This window comes from Serinibacter arcticus (assembly GCF_004786095.1).
Taxonomy (GTDB): domain Bacteria; phylum Actinomycetota; class Actinomycetes; order Actinomycetales; family Beutenbergiaceae; genus Litorihabitans; species Litorihabitans arcticus.
Map to the genome: position 1 here is coordinate 737847 of NZ_RHPJ01000001.1, position 15167 is coordinate 753013.

The following is a 15167-nucleotide window of genomic DNA, read 5'->3' on the forward strand; positions in this document are numbered from 1 at the left end:
GCAGGCGGCTCAGCGCGGCGTGACGCGCAGCCAGCGCACGGACGCCGGGGGCAGCGCGACGCCGTCGCGCAGGTCCACCGACCGACCCGCCAGGAGGTCTCGCGCCGCGGCGTCGAACCCGCTGAGCGTCAGCGCCTCCACCCGCACCGCGGTGTCGCCGACGTTCGCCAGCACCAGCACGCGCGGCAGCTCGGCGATCCATCCGGGGCGCTGGAACGCGACCACGGACCGGTGCGGCGTGCGGAAGGGGAGCAGCGTGCCGCCGCCGAGCTCCGGCGTCGCCTTCCGCACCTCGATCAGGCGGCGCAGGCCGGCGAACACCCGCCCCGCCGTCGCGCGAGGATCGGTGCGGGCGTCGTAGGCCGCGCTCGGCCGGAACGGTCGGTTGACCCAGCGGGAGTCGCCCGCCTCGGCGGGGCGCTCCCGGTAGGAGTAGTCGTTGAGCTGGCCGACCTCGTCCCCGAGGTAGATCAGCGGGATCCCCCCGGTCGAGAGCGCGAGTGCATGCGCGAGGAGCACCCGGTCGACCCCGAGCGGATCACCGGCCTCGACCCCGGCGAGCGACGCCGTCGTCCCGGCGATGCGGCAGTCACCCGTGCGCGGGTTGTCCTGGAACGGCACACCGCGCGCGAACGACCCCGGGACGCGGTCGACGAAGAAGTCGTTGAGGTGGCGGCGGTGGGCGTAGCCGTCGATCCCGAGCTCGGCGGCGTCCTCGTCCGCGAAGGTCCAGCCGATGTCGTCGTGGCTGCGCACGTAGTTGACCCAGGCGGTCCCCTCGGGCAGCGCGTGCCGGCGCTCGAGCGCCTGGTTCAGCAGCGAGGCGTCACGCGTCGCGAGCGCCTCCCAGGTGAGCGCCATCTGCAGCGGGTTGTAGGAGATCTGGCACTCGGCCTGGCTGACGTAGGTCACCACCTCGTCCGGGTGGACGATCGCCTCCGACTTGAACAGGAGCGACGGCGCGGCCATCCGCAGCACGGCGTTGAAGGCCTGGAGCAGCAGGTGCGCCTGCGGGAGGGACTCGCACGTGGTGCCGAGCTCCTTCCAGATGAACGCGACGGCGTCCATCCGGAGCAGCTCCACGCCCTGGTTCGCGAGGAACAGCATCTCCCCCGCCATGGCGCGGAAGACCGCCGGGTTGGCGTAGTTCAGGTCCCACTGGAAGTGGTAGAACGTCGCCCAGATCCAGCGGCCGTCCGGCAGCTGCACGAACGATCCAGGGTGATCGTCCGGGAAGATCTCGCGCGTGGTCCGCTCGTAGGCGTCCGGCATCGTCCGGTCCGGGTAGATGAGGTAGAAGTCCGAGTGGTCGACGCCGTCGACCACCTCCCCCGCGACCGCCCGCCGCGCCCACACGTGCTCGTCGCTGGTGTGGTTGAAGATGAAGTCGACGACGAGCGAGATCCCGGCCGCGCGCAGCTCGCGCGCCAGCGACGCCAGCTCCGCCATCGAGCCCAGCGCGGGGTCGACGTCCCGGTAGCTCGACACGGCGTACCCGCCGTCGCTGTTCCCCTCCGGCGAGGCGAACAGGGGCATCAGGTGCAGGTAGGTGAGCCCCAGCTCGGTGAAGTACGGGATCTGGCGGCGCACGCCCTCGAGGTCCCCGGCGTAGCGGTCGACGTAGCAGACGCCTCCCAGCATGCTCGCGTCGAGGTAGAAGGGCGGCTCCGCCTCGCGGCGCGCGTCCAGCTCGCGCAGGTCGGCGGGGCGCTCGCGCCAGGAGTCGGCGGCCAGTCCGACGACGGCGGTGAGCGCCTCGAGCGCGTCGTCGCGCGCGCCGTAGAGCTCGCCGAAGAGGCGGTGCAGCGTCGGGAAGTGGTCGGCGAAGCGGGCGGCGAAGATCGCGTCGTGCTCGGCCCCGGGGGCGAGCGGTGCGATCCGGGAACGGACGACGTCGGCGTCGACCAGGACGGAGCGGGCCAGGCGGGTCATGCGGGCGCCTCTCGAGCGTGCATCAGGGAAGAGCGAGCCTAGCGGTCAGAGTTTCGCAGAGCTCGAGGGCCTGCGTGGCACAGCCCACCCCGGCCCGAGGACCGCCTCGCGGCCCGCCTGGGGGATCATGGGTGGGTCGCCGTGAGGCTCCCACCGGACGAGAAGGACGCAGACGTGATCGGCAACGCAACCTCCAGGCACCAGAACGTGGCACTCATGTCGGTCGCCGCGGTGATGCCCGACGTCGTGACGACGTCGGCAGACATCGACGACAGGCTCGCCAGGACGCTGGAACGGCTGCGCATGCCCCGAGGTCTCCTGCAGCGCGTGGCCGGCGTGCACGAGCGCCGTCGCTGGGCGCCGGACCAGACCTTCGAGTCCGCGGCGATCACCGCCGGGGAGAAGGCCCTGGCCGAGGCCGGCGTCTCGCCCTCCGACGTCGGTCTCATCATCAACACCTCCGTCACCCGGCCCCACCTGGAGCCGTCGGTGGCCGTGCGGATGCACCAGGGGCTCGGCCTGCCGTCGTCGGCGATGAACTTCGACATCGCCAACGCGTGCCTCGGCTTCATCAACGGCATGACCGTCGCGGCCCACATGATCGACTCGGGTCAGATCCGCTACGCCGTGATCATCGACGGCGAGGACGCCGACGAGGTCAACGACAACACGATCGAGCGACTCAACCGGCCCGGGATCACGCGCGAGGACTTCGAGCGCGAGTTCGCGAGCCTGACGCTCGGCTCCGGTGCCGCGGCGGCCGTGCTCGGCCCGGCCGACCTCCACCCGTCCGGCCACCGCATCCTCGGCGGCGTCACGCGCGCCGCGACGCAGTTCCACGACGTCTGCGTCGGCTCCGTCAACGGCATGTACACGGACACGAAGGCGCTGCTCAAGGGTGGCATGGAGCTCGTCGTCGCGGCCTGGCAGGAGGCGAAGGACACCTGGAGCTGGTCGCAGATGGACCGCTACATCCTCCACCAGGTCTCCGACGTCCACACCAGGGCCATCGTCAAGGCGGCCAAGCTCGACCGGTCCCGGGTGCCCGTCACCTACCCGCACTACGGGAACGTCGGCCCGGCCTCCGTGCCCATCACCCTGGCCGAGCAGGCCGCCACCCTCGCCCCCGGCGACCGCGTGCTGCTCATGGGGGTCGGATCGGGCCTGAACACCTCGATGCTCGAGCTCGCCTGGTGAGTCGCCACCGATCGGCCGGCCCCGCCGCGACTCCCCACGTCCTCGACGGTCTCGACCCCGCGTGGTCGCGCCTGATCGAGGTGCCGGACGCGTACGAGGAGCGCCGGGAGAGCAACACGTGGCACGTGCTGGACAGCCTCGGGCGCCTGGAGGAGCTCGGCGCGCAGCCGGTCGGCACCATCCTGTGCGTGCACGGGAACCCGACGTGGTCCTACCTGTGGCGCCGCCTCGTGGCGGCCTCGACGGAGCAGGCCCGGGCGGGCGGGGCGGCCTGGCGCGTCGTCGCCGTCGACCAGCTCGGCATGGGCTTCTCCCAGCACGACTCCGGCTCCGACCCGCTCCGCACGCTCGAGGACCGGGTGGCCGACCTCGGCCGCCTCACGGACGCGCTCGGCCTCACCGGACGCGTGGTCACCCTCGGGCACGACTGGGGCGGCGTGGTCTCGCTGGGCTGGGCGCTGGACCACCCCGATCTGCTCGCCGGCGTCGCCGTGCTCAACACGGCCGTGCACCAGCCCGAGACCGACCCGATCCCCGCGCCGCTGCGGCTCACGCTGCAGGGCCCGGTGCTCGGCCCCGCCACCCAGGCCACGCGGGCCTTCCTCGAGACCACGCTGTCCCTGGCCGACCCACCCCTGCGCCCCGAGGTCCGCGAGGGGTTCCGCGCCCCCTACCGGAGCGCCGACCGTCGCCGCGGCATCCGCGGCTTCGTCGCCGACATCCCGGTCGAGGAGACCCACCCCAGCCGCACCGAGCTCGACCGGATCGCGGAGGGTCTGCGCGACCTGGCCGCCCCGGCGCTGGCGCTGTGGGGGCCGCGGGACCCGATCTTCAGCGACCGCTACCTCGACGACCTCGCCGACCGGCTGCCGCAGCTCGACGTGCACCGCTTCGAGGGTGCCGGCCACATGATCGCCGAGGAGGTCGACTACGCCTCGGCCGTGCTGACGTGGCTGGGCGACCTGGAGGAGGCGCACGGCCCGGAGGCGCGGCCGACGGCGGAGCCCGCCGTCGCCGAGCCGGCCGCCTGGACCACCCCACCCCTGTGGCACCACCTCGAGTCCCAGCGCGCCAGCCGCACGACGGCGCTCGTCGAGATGGCACCGCCCGTCGGGACGGGGCCCCGCACCGTGAGCTGGCGCGCCCTCGCGCGCCGGGTCGACGAGATCGGTGCGGGGCTGCTGGCCCTCGGTGTCCGTCCCGGCGACCGGATCTCGCTGCTCGTCCCGCCGGGCGCCGACCTCACCGCGATCCTCTACGCGTGCCTGCGTGTCGGCGCGGTCGCGGTCGTCGCCGACGCCGGACTCGGCGTGCGCGGCCTGACCCGCGCCGTCCGCGGGGCCCGGCCCACCCTGGTCATCGGCGCCGTCCCGGGCCTGTCGGCCGCCCGCGCGCTCGGCTGGCCCGGCGAGCGCATCGCCGTCGCCCCGCTCCCCCGCGCCCTCGCCCGCACCCTCGGCGCGAGGCGCAGCCTGCGCGACGTCACGGCGCTCGGTGCGCAGCGGCTCGCGGGGCGGACGCTCGCCGAGCTCGCGCCGACGCCCGGTCCCCGCGACACCGCCGCCGTCCTGTTCACCTCCGGATCGACCGGACCCGCCAAGGGGGTCGTCTACACGCACGGCCAGCTCGCCGCCGTGCGCGACGCGCTCGCCGCGACCTACGGCATCGGCCCGGACAGCGGCCTGGTGGCCGGCTTCGCCCCGTTCGCGCTGCTGGGCCCGGCGCTCGGCGCCCGCTCCGTCACGCCCGACATGGACGTGACCTCACCGGGCACGCTCACCGCGCGGGCGACGGCGGCGGCGGTCGACGCCGTCGGTGCGGCCACGATGTTCCTGTCCCCCGCCGCCATCGCCGGGGTCGTCGCCACGGCGGACGCGCTCACCCCCGCCGAGCGGGACGCGCTGACCCGGGTGGGCACGTTCCTGTCCGCCGGCGCCCCCGTCCCGCTCGACCTGCTGACGGCCGCCGAGGCCCTCATGCCGAACGCCGAGGCCCACACGCCGTACGGCATGACCGAGGGTCTGCTGCTCACCGACGTCAGCGCGGACGAGATCCGCGCCGTCGCCCACGCCGCCGACAGCGGTGTGTGCGTCGGTCGACCGATCGCGCCCGTGAGCCTGCGCCTCTCGCCGCTCGACGAGCAGGGACGCGCGACGGGCGCGCTCGTCGGCGACCCCGGCGTGACCGGTGAGATCGTCGTCGCGGCGCCGCACCTGAAGGATCGCTACGACAAGCTCTGGCTCACCGAGCGCGCGAGCCGTCGCACCACGGGCGAGCCGGCGCCCGAGGGCCTGCGCTGGCACCGCACCGGCGACGTCGGTCACCTCGACGACGGGGGCCGCGTCTGGATCGAGGGGCGCCTGGCGCACGTGATCGTGACGGCGGACGGCGTGCTCACCCCCGTCGGGCCCGAGAGCGCGGTGGCGGGCTCTCCCCTCGTGGCCAGGGCCGCCGTCGTCGGGATCGGCCCGGTCGGCACGCAGCAGGTCGTGGCCGTCGTCGAGACGGTGCCGGGCGCGCGACGTCCGGGGCTCGCGCCGGAGGGGGTCGCCGACGACGTCCGGGCGCGCTGCCCCGTCCCGCTCGCCGCGGTGCTCGTGGTGCGCGAGCTGCCCACGGACGTGCGTCACAACTCGAAGATCGACCGGGGAATGCTGTCCGGCTGGGCCGCTGGCGTGCTCGCCGGCGGGCGGGTGACGGCGCCGTGACGGCCGAGAGCACCACCGTGCTGGTCACGGGAGCGAGCGGGTTCCTCGGTCGCGCCGTCGTGCGCGAGCTGCTGGCGCAGGGCCCGGCGGTCCGCACGCTGCAGCGCCGGCCGAGCGGCGTTGAGGGCGCCACCGACGTCCTCGGCTCGGTGACCGACCCCGGAGCGGTCGCCCGCGCGCTCGAGGGCGCCGACGCCGTCGTGCACCTCGCGGCCAAGGTCTCGCTCGCGGGCGAGGCCGCCGACTTCGAGCGGGTCAACGTGGGCGGCACGCGCACGCTGCTCGACGCCGCGGTCGCCGCCGGCGTCCGCCGCGTGGTGCACGTGTCCTCGCCGTCGGTCGCGCACCACGGCTCCTCGATCACGGGCGACGACGCCGCCCCCGCCGATCCCGCCCGCGCGCGCGGGGACTACGCCCGCACGAAGGCCGCGGCCGAGCTGCTGGCCCTGGGTCGCGACGGCGACGACCTGCACGTGGTCGCCGTCCGGCCGCACCTGGTCTGGGGTCCCGGCGACACGCAGCTCGTCGCCCGCATCGTCGCGCGCGCCCGGGCCGGGCGCCTGCCCCTGCTCGGCCACGGCGCCGCCCTCATCGACTCCACCTACGTGGACAACGCCGCCAGCGCCATCGCCGCCGCGCTGGCCGCCGTCGACGACGTGCACGGCCGCGCCTACGTCGTCACGAACGGCGAACCGCGGCCGGTGGCCGAGCTGCTGGCCGGGATCTGCCGCGCGTCCGGCGTCGAGCCGCCGCGGTGGCGCGTGCCGGCCGCGCTGGCCAGGGGTGCCGGCGCCGCCGTCGAGGCGCTGTGGCGCGTGCGACCCGGCGACGACGAGCCACCGATGACCCGGTTCCTCGCCGAGCAGCTCTCCACGGCGCACTGGTTCGACCAGCGACGCACGCGCGAGTACCTGCGGTGGCAGCCGGCGGTCTCGATCGACGAGGGCCTGCGCCGCCTGGCGGCGCACTCCGCCTCCGCCTGAGGGCTCAGCCCTCCGGGGCGTCCGCCGCCACGACGGCGAGCACGGCCTCGCCGTACGCCTCGAGCTTCTTCTCCCCGACGCCGGAGACGTCGCCGAGCGCGGACAGCGACGTCGGCCGGGCCCCGGCGATGCCGCGCAGCGTCGCGTCGCCGAAGACGATGTAGGCGGGTACGCCCTGCTCCTTGGCGACGCCACCGCGCCACGCCCGCAGCGCCTCGAACAGTCCGGCATCGGCCGGGGCGAGATCGGCCGCCGCCGCGCCGCCCGACCCCCGCGAGGACCGGCTCCTGCTCCGGCTCTGCCGCTCCGGCTCGGTCCGCAGCATCACGGGCCGTCGGCCGGCGAGCACGTCACCGGCGGCGTCCGTCGCGGTCAGCACGCCGTACTCCCCCTGCACCGCCAGCAGCCCCTGCGCGAGGACCTGGCGCACCACGCCCCGCCACTCGACGTCGCTGTGCTCGGTCCCGATGCCCCACGTCGAGAGCGCCTCGTGCCGGCCCTTGACCGCGCGCTCGTTCGAGCGGCCGAGCAGGATGTCGATGAGGTGACCGGCGCCGAAGCGCTGGTTCCGCTCGCGCTCGAGCCGGACCACGGTGGAGAGCAGCTTCTGGGCCGCGACCGTGCCGTCCCAGGACTGCGGCGGCGACAGGCACGTGTCGCAGTTGCCGCAGGCGGCGGACTCCTGGCCGAAGTAGGCCAGCAGCCGCACGCGGCGGCACTCCACCGTCTCGCACAGCGCGAGCATCGCGTCGAGGTGGGCCGAGAGGTTGCGCCGGTGCGCGAGGTCGCCGTCGGAGGACTCGATCATGCGGCGCTGCTGCACCACGTCCTGCAGCCCGTAGGCGAGCCACGCCGTCGACGGCAGGCCGTCACGTCCGGCGCGACCGGTCTCCTGGTAGTAGCCCTCGACGCTCTTGGGCAGGTCCAGGTGCGCCACGAACCGGACGTCGGGCTTGTCGATGCCCATCCCGAAGGCGATCGTCGCGACCATCACGAGGCCGTCCTCGCGCAGGAACCGCGACTGGTTGCTCGCCCGGACGCTCGCGTCCAGCCCCGCGTGATACGGCAGCGCGGGGATCCCGGCCGCGACCAGCGCCGCCGCCGTCTTCTCGACCGACGCGCGCGAGAGGCAGTAGACGATGCCCGCATCGCCGTCGTGCTCCGCCGCGATCAGCCGCAGGAGCTGCTGGACCGGCTGCTGCTTGGGCTCGATGCGGTAGGTGATGTTGGGGCGGTCGAAGCTCGAGACGAACGAGGCCGCCTCGTCCAGGTCGAGCCGCTGGACGATCTCGCGCCGCGTGGCCGCGGTGGCCGTGGCCGTGAGCGCGATGCGCGGCACCTGCGGCCAGCGCTCGTGCAGCACCGACAGGCGCAGGTAGTCCGGACGGAAGTCGTGCCCCCACTGCGCCACGCAGTGCGCCTCGTCGATCGCGAACAGCGACAGCCCGCCACCCGCGGCGGCGCGGTCCAGGAGGTCGACGGCGGAGGCCGTCCCGAGCCGCTCCGGCGCCAGGTAGAGCAGGTCGAGCTCGCCGGACACCAGCGCGCGCTCGACGGCGGAGCGCTGCGCCGACGTCTGCGTGGAGTTGAGGAAGCCCGCGCGCACGCCGACGGCCGTCAGGGCGTCGACCTGGTCCTGCATGAGGGCGATCAGCGGCGAGACGACGACGCCGGTACCGGCCCGCACGAGCGCCGGGACCTGGTAGCACAGCGACTTCCCGCCGCCCGTGGGCATCAGCACGAGCGCGTCACCGCCGCCCACCACGTGCTCGACGATCTCGGCCTGCTGGCCGCGGAAGGCGGGGTACCCGAAGGTGCGCTCGAGCACCGAGAGCGCGGGTGAGGTCATGCGTGCCAGCCTAGGCGGGTGTCGGGCCCCCGCCCGCGCCGTCCCCAGCCTCGGCGTCGCCGGCTGCGGCATCGGCGATCAGCCGCTGCGCCGTCGCGACGTCGGTGACCAGCACGTTGATCCACTCGCCCAGCAGCGCACCGCGCACCGCCGCGTACTTGCGGGGTCCACCGGCGACGCCGACGCGGCGCGGCACGCGGCGCAGCTCGTCGGCCGCGATGCCGATGACTCGGTCGTCCAGCTCGGTGGCCACCGCTCGGCCCCGGGCGTCGAAGAACCGCAGGCAGATGTCGCCGACGGCGCCGGCGTCGGCGAGCGCCGCCCGCTCGCGCTCCCCCAGCACGTTGCCGCTCATCCGCAGCAGCTCCGAAGGTTCGACCGAACCGATGCCCACGAGCGCCACCGTCAGGCGCGGCCACAGCCCCATCACGGTCGTGACGGTCGGGTCGGCCATCAGCGAGTCGCGCGCGCTGGCCGTCCCGAGCACGCCCGGCGTCGGCATGAAGACCGGTTCGGCACCGGTGGTGCTCGCGAACTGCCCGATGAGCCGCGCGGCGAGCATCTGCACGCGCGGATCGCCGAGACCGCCGACGACCTGGACCACCTGGTCCACGACGGGCTGGCGGAACGGACGCATCGCGTTCACGGCCGCGAGCAGCGAGGCCGACCACGAGGAGATGCCGACGGTGTCACCACCGATCAGCGTGGCCGCCAGGTGCTCGGCGGTCGCGGCCCCCAGAGCGGGCGTGACGTCGTCGTCGGATCCACCGGCGTCGACCACGACGGCCTGCTGCAAGCCGTAGGCGCGTTCCAGCTCCTCCTCCAGGTCCGTGTGCACGCCGGCGGGGAGCGAGACGATCGTGTGGACGATGCCGACCTCGACGGCCCGTTTGAGCAGGCGTGAGACACGGGGCTGGGAGACGTGCAGCTCGGCGGCGATGTCCGCCTGGCGCATGCGGTGCTCGTGATACATCCGCGCCACGCGCGCCATCAGGCGGAGCTGGTCCTCGGAGTGGGTGAAGACGGGGCGGGACGCCGGCGTCCCCGGCGGTCCGGAAGGTCCGGTGGGGCCGGCGGGTGCGCCTCCGACGAGCGAGCTCATGCCTGGACCTCCCCTGACGACCGAGCCCGGCCGGCCCTGGAGTGAATATCGTATCGATATCGCATGGGGGGTCCGGTCGGGCTCGGATCGGTCCTCAGGTCAGCCCAGCAGCGTCTGCGCCGTCGTGGCGATGCCGGACGGGCTCATGCCGTGGTGGTCCAGCAGCCACTCGGCCGAACCGGTCACGGCGAACTCGTCGCGGAAGCCGAGCGAGCGGACCGGTGCTGGGTGGTTCTCGACGACGACCTGCGCCACCGCGCCGCCGAGGCCGGTCACCATGGCCTCCTCGATCGTCACGATGCCCCGGGTCTCGCGCGCCGCGGCGATCACGGCGTCGTCGTCGAGCGGCTTGATCGTGGGCATCGCCAGGACGCGGGCCGCGACACCGTCGGCCGCGAGCAGGTCGGCGGCGTCCAGTGCTCGAACCACCGTGGTGCCGGTCGCGACGAGCGTGACGTCGTCGCCCTCGCGCAGCGTGACCGCCCGACCCGGGACGAAGGTGTAGTCCTCCGCGTGGACCGCCGGAACGCCCATGCGGGAGACGCGCACGTAGACCGGACCGTCGTGCTCCGCGGCCCACCGGACGACCTGCGCCGTCTCGTCGGGGTCGGACGGCGCCACGATCGTGATGCCCGGCAGCGTGCGCAGCCAGGAGAAGTCCTCGATGGAGTGGTGCGTCGGGCCAAGGTCGCCGTACGCGACGCCGGGCGACTGGCCGATGAGCTTGACGTTGTACTGCGAGTACACGACGTCGGCCTTGATCTGCTCCATCGCGCGCGCCGTGAGGAAGCAGCCCGCGGCGGAGACGAAGGGCACCTTGCCACCGTTCGCGAGCCCGGCACCGATGCCGACCATGTCCTGCTCGGCGATGCCGACGTTGATCGTGCGCTGCGGGAACTCCTTCTGGAATCCTCCGAGCTTGGAGGAGCCGACCGAGTCGTTGACGACGACGACGACGCGCTCGTCCGCGCGCGCCACCTCCGCGATCGTCGCGGCCCAGGAGTCGCGGCAGTCGAACAGCGTGCGCTCCGCGGGGGCGGCCTCGGCGGCGGGAACCGTGCTGGTCATGACGTCACTTCTTCTTCCGTGTCGATCGAGGCGAGGACGGCGTCGAGCTCGGTCAGGGCCTGCGCGACCTGCTCGGCGCTCGGCACCTTGTGGTGCCAGGCGACGTCGTCGCGCATGTAGCTGACCGGGAAGCCCTTGTCGGTGTGGGCGAGGACGAACGTCGGCTTGCCGGACGCCGCGGGAACACCCGCGTAGGCGTCGAGCAGCGCGCCGACGTCGTTGCCGTCGACCTCCACGACCTCCCAGCCGAACGCCCGCAGCTTGTCCGCGAGCGGCTCGAGGTCGTTGGTGTCCGCCACGCGCGCCCCCTGCTGCAGCCGGTTGCGGTCGACGAGGGCGACGAGCCGGTCGAGCCGCTGGTGGCCCGCCGTCATGAAGGCCTCCCAGTTGGAGCCCTCCTGCAGCTCGCCGTCGCCCAGGAGGACGAAGGTGCGGCGGTCGGAACCGTCCAGGCGGGCGGCGAGCGCCATACCGACGGCGATCGGCAGGCCGTGCCCGAGCGGTCCGGTGCTCGCCTCGACGGCGTGGATCTTGGTGCGCGCCGGGTGCCCGTTGAGCATCGAGGTCGGCTGCAGGAACGTGCGCAGCGCCTCGGGGGCGATGTAGCCGCCGACGGCGAGCGTCGTGTACAGCGCGTTGGCGGCGTGCCCCTTGGACAGGACGATCCGGTCGCGCTCGGGGTCGCGCTCCTCGACCTGCGCCGGGCTGATGTTCATCACGGACAGGTAGAGCGTGACCAGCGCGTCGGTGATGGAGAACTCACCGCCGATGTGACCGGCGCCCGCGGCGCCGACCGTCTGGACCGCGCGGCGGCGGACCTCGGTGGCCGCGCGCCGCAGGTGCGCGACGGCCTCCGCGCGGCTCGCCCCGGCGGGGACCCGGCCGAGCACCTCGATCTCCCGGTCCGGGGCCGCCAGCAGCGTCGTCTCGACGGCGTGCACGAGTCCGGCGTTCTTCTCCAGCGGGGCGAGGGTGCTCATCAGTCCTTCCTCATGCTGGACAGGAGCACGTCCTGGACCAGGCGCTGGGCCGCCATCGCGTCGTTGCGGCCCTGAGCCTCGCGCAGCGCGTCGATGTCGAGCTCCTCGAGCGCGCGGTGCACGGCCTTGAGGAAGCGGATGGAGGTGCGGGCGGCGTCGACCGTGTCCTCGCGGAACGGGAACTGGTCGAGCTGCCAGACGCCCTCCCAGTCGTTGATCTTGAGCGTGTAGAAGAACTCGAAGACCTCCACGGGGTGCACGGTGCCGACCACGAGGTCGTCGTCCCAGCCGCGGAAGTTGTCGTTGACGTCCATCGCCCACAGCAGGCCGTGGTCGATGAGGAGCTGTGCGGAGGCCGACGGCGACTCGCCGCCGAAGAGCGCGTGTCCGAAGTCGAGGAGCACGCCGACGTTGTCCACGCCCATGGCCTTGATGCCGAGCGCCGTCTTCGCGGCGGAGTCCCAGAACATGCGCCCGCGCGGTTCACGCGGCTTGTACTCGATGACCATGCGGACGTCGGGGTTGGCCTGGGCCAGCTCGCGCATGCCGCCGACCGCGAGGTCCCACTGCATCTTGTGGTCGACCTGGAAGGGGTAGTCCCAGCCGTCCTGGCCGGGCCACACCTTGAGGTAGCTCGCGCCGAGCTGGCGCACGACGTCGGCCGCCTCGTTCAGCACGGCCAACGCCTCGGCGCGAACGGCGGCGTCGGGGTTGGTGAACGCGCCGTAGCGGAAGCGGCGCATGTAGATCTCCGGCGTGACGCCGATGGCCTCGAGCCCGTTCCGGCTCAGTGCCTCCTTCACGTCGTCGACCGTGACGCCCTCGGTGAAGGGGTAGGGCACGTCCACGACGGACAGGTCGCCCACCGAGCCGGCGAGGTCGATCTGCTCGAGCGTGCTCAGGGGCGGGGCGTAGCCGTCGGTGGCGTAGCGGTCGACGTAGCTGGCGAAGTGCCAGAGACCGGCACCGAAGCGAGGGGAAGTCATATCTATTCCAATCTGATTCGTCATTCTCAACACTACAGCCTCGGCGGTGCCGGCCGCTGCCTGGTGGCCCCTCCCGCCCGCACGGGGCGGGAGGGGCCACCGGTCGTCAGCCGGGGAGAGGTCAGCCCTCGAGCGCGAAGGACGTGTAGCGGTCCACGTTGGTCGCGTCCAGCAGGACGCAGTCGATCGACTGCTTCTCCGGCTGGCCGGTCTCGCCCGTGCGGATGTAGGCGTCGGCCTGCTCGACGGCGAGCTGGGCGATCTGCACGGCCGGCTGGAGGCCGGTCGCCAGCATCTTGCCGTCCTTGATCGCCTGGACGGCGTCGGGGCTGCCGTCGAAGCCGGCCACGATGACCTGACCCGTGAGGCCCGCCGCGTCCACGGCGGCGACGGCGCCGAGCGCCATCGTGTCGTTGCCCGCGATGATGCCCTTCACGCCCGGGTTGGCCTGCAGCAGCGTCTGCACCTTGGTGAACGCCTCCTGCTGGTCCCAGTTGGCCGTCTCCTGCGCCACCATCGACAGCCCCTCGAACTGGTCGAGGACCGCGTGGTAGGCGTCGGAGCGGACGGCCGCGTTGGTGTCGGTCTCGCGGCCGAGCAGCTCGATGTAGTCGCCCTCGCCCTCCATGGCGGCCGCGAACGACTCGCCCACGAGGCCCGCGCCCTGGGAGTTGTTGGCGACGATCTGCGAGACGGCGATGCCGGTCTCGTTGATCTCGCGGTCGATGAGGAAGACCGGGATACCGGCGTCGGTGGCCTTCTGGACGGCACCGACGGTGACGTCGGCCCCGGCGTTGTCGAGGATGATCGCGACGGCGCCGTTGGAGATCGCGGAGTCGATCAGCTCGCTCTGCTTGTTGGGGTCGTCGTCGTGGCTGTCGGCCTGCGCCTCGTAGCCCAGCTCCTCGGCTGCGGCGACGGCGGCGTCCGCCTCCGCCTTGAAGAAGACGTTCGAGTTCGACGGCGTGATGACGGCGATCAGGCCGCCGGCCTCGCCGGTCTCGGCGGGGGCGCTCGACTCCGACTCGGACTCGCTCGCCGACGGCGAGGCGGAGCTGGACGTCTCCTCGGCCGAGGGGCTGGCGGTCTCACCGGCATCGCCCCCGGAACACGCGCCGAGCAGCAGCGCGGAGACTGCGGCAGCGATCACTGCACCCTTGCGGAAAGTGCTTCGCATCTCTCATACCTTTCTGGTCGATCCCGGATCGACGACCCGGGATCAGGGGACGGCCTACGCGGTTGCGACAGGCTGACGATCGGCAAGCTCGCGCTTGACGCTCTGGGCGGCCTGGGCTGCTGCCCTGGCCTTCTTGAGACGCTCCTGGCTCTGGTCGAGGATCACCGCGAGAACGATCACGAGACCCTTGATGACGGTCTGCCAGAAGCTGGACACCCCCACGAGCACGAGCCCGTCGGAGAGGAAGCCGATGACGAAGGCGCCGATGAGAGCGCCCTTGACGGTGCCGCGGCCGCCGGCGAGGGAGGCACCGCCGATCACGACGGCGGCGATCGCGTTGAGCTCGAACGACTGGCCCGTCTGGGGGGCTGCGGAGGTGAGCTCGGAGGCGATGATCAGGCCGGCCATGCCGGCGCACAGACCCGAGATGATGTAGACGCGCATCTTCACGGACTTCACCAGCACGCCCGAGAGCTGGGCGGCGCGCTCGTTGCCGCCGGTCGCGTACAGGTGGCGGCCGAACCTGGTGCGGGTGGCGAGCACCCAGATGACGATCGCGAAGATCACCATGATCCAGATCGCCGTCGGGATCCCGAGCGGTCGTCCGACGCCGAGGAAGGAGAATCCGGTGTTGCCGAGCTCGGGGTCACCCTGCAGGCGGGGGAACGTGGAGCCGTTGGAGATCAGCAGCGCCGCGCCGCGGGCGATGTACATCGTGCCGAGCGTCGCGATGAACGGTGCGACGTTGAACCTCGTGATCAACCACCCGTTCAACGCTCCGACCAGGCCGCCGACGGCGAGCGAGATCACCACCACGACCCAGACGGCCGGGTAGGCGGTCGTGTCGAACAGCGACAGGTCCCAGCCCTGGAGCATCACCCCGGCGACGATCCCCGACAGGCCCACGATGGAGCCGACCGACAGGTCGATGCCGCCCGTGATGATGACCAGCAGCATGCCGAGCGCGAGGATCGCGTTGTAGGCCACGTGCTTGGTCATCGTGATGAGGTTGGTCGGCGTCAGGAACGCGTCGGTCATCAGCGCGAAGATGATGACGAGCACGATCAGGGCGACGAAGGCCCGCTGGTCGAGCAGGAACTCCCCCACTCCCCTGTTGCCGAGCAGTCGGCTGCGTGCCTGGGCCGTGGCGCTCACGGGCGCGGAGCCGTTCTTGGTCGCGGTCAT

At 73.1% G+C, this 15167-nt stretch carries 11 protein-coding genes; 3 read left to right on the top strand and 8 right to left on the bottom strand.

Going from position 1 to position 15167, the window contains the following annotated elements:
- Positions 1-9: 9 nt before the first annotated feature.
- A complete protein-coding gene (locus SERN_RS03470) occupies positions 10-1932 on the bottom strand; it encodes an alpha-amylase family protein (RefSeq protein ID WP_135848688.1) in 1923 nt (640 codons plus the stop codon).
- A 174-nt stretch (positions 1933-2106) separates the two neighbouring features.
- Here SERN_RS03470 and SERN_RS03475 point away from each other — a divergent pair, with 174 nt between their 5' ends.
- Genes SERN_RS03475 through SERN_RS03485 form a run of 3 tightly spaced genes read left to right on the top strand, consistent with a single transcriptional unit; the run spans position 2107 to position 6820 of the window.
- A complete protein-coding gene (locus SERN_RS03475; RefSeq protein ID WP_135848689.1) occupies positions 2107-3129 on the top strand; it encodes a 3-oxoacyl-ACP synthase III in 1023 nt (340 codons plus the stop codon).
- A complete protein-coding gene (locus tag SERN_RS03480; protein WP_233251431.1) occupies positions 3126-5837 on the top strand; it encodes an alpha/beta fold hydrolase in 2712 nt (903 codons plus the stop codon). The genes SERN_RS03475 and SERN_RS03480 overlap by 4 nt, the downstream gene beginning before the upstream one ends.
- Positions 5834-6820 (top strand): NAD-dependent epimerase/dehydratase family protein, encoded by a 987-nt coding sequence (locus SERN_RS03485; protein ID WP_135848690.1) that lies wholly within the window; start codon positions 5834-5836, stop codon positions 6818-6820. Before SERN_RS03480 ends, SERN_RS03485 begins: the two co-directional genes overlap by 4 nt.
- Positions 6821-6824: 4 nt before the next feature.
- Here SERN_RS03485 and recQ read toward each other — a convergent pair whose 3' ends face one another.
- From recQ to SERN_RS03520, 7 genes are all read right to left on the bottom strand, one after another.
- The gene (gene recQ / locus SERN_RS03490) at positions 6825-8669 is read right to left on the bottom strand and encodes a DNA helicase RecQ (protein WP_135848691.1); all 1845 of its coding nucleotides are present in this window, start codon (positions 8667-8669) and stop codon (positions 6825-6827) included.
- A gap of 10 nt (positions 8670-8679) precedes the next feature.
- On the bottom strand, positions 8680-9771 hold the full coding sequence (locus SERN_RS03495) for a sugar-binding transcriptional regulator (RefSeq protein WP_135848692.1): 1092 nt from the start codon (positions 9769-9771) through the stop codon (positions 8680-8682).
- A 99-nt stretch (positions 9772-9870) separates the two neighbouring features.
- On the bottom strand, positions 9871-10839 hold the full coding sequence (locus SERN_RS03500; RefSeq protein ID WP_135848693.1) for a transketolase family protein: 969 nt from the start codon (positions 10837-10839) through the stop codon (positions 9871-9873).
- On the bottom strand, positions 10836-11819 hold the full coding sequence (locus tag SERN_RS03505) for a transketolase (protein ID WP_135848694.1): 984 nt from the start codon (positions 11817-11819) through the stop codon (positions 10836-10838). Before SERN_RS03505 ends, SERN_RS03500 begins: the two co-directional genes overlap by 4 nt.
- The gene (locus tag SERN_RS03510; RefSeq protein WP_135848695.1) at positions 11819-12805 is read right to left on the bottom strand and encodes a TIM barrel protein; all 987 of its coding nucleotides are present in this window, start codon (positions 12803-12805) and stop codon (positions 11819-11821) included. Before SERN_RS03510 ends, SERN_RS03505 begins: the two co-directional genes overlap by 1 nt.
- Positions 12806-12926: 121 nt before the next feature.
- Positions 12927-13982, bottom strand: a complete 1056-nt coding sequence (locus SERN_RS03515) for a D-ribose ABC transporter substrate-binding protein (protein ID WP_135848696.1) — start codon at positions 13980-13982, stop codon at positions 12927-12929.
- Between the two features lie 54 nt (positions 13983-14036).
- Complete coding sequence (locus SERN_RS03520; protein WP_135848697.1) at positions 14037-15167, bottom strand: ABC transporter permease; 1131 nt, start codon at positions 15165-15167, stop codon at positions 14037-14039.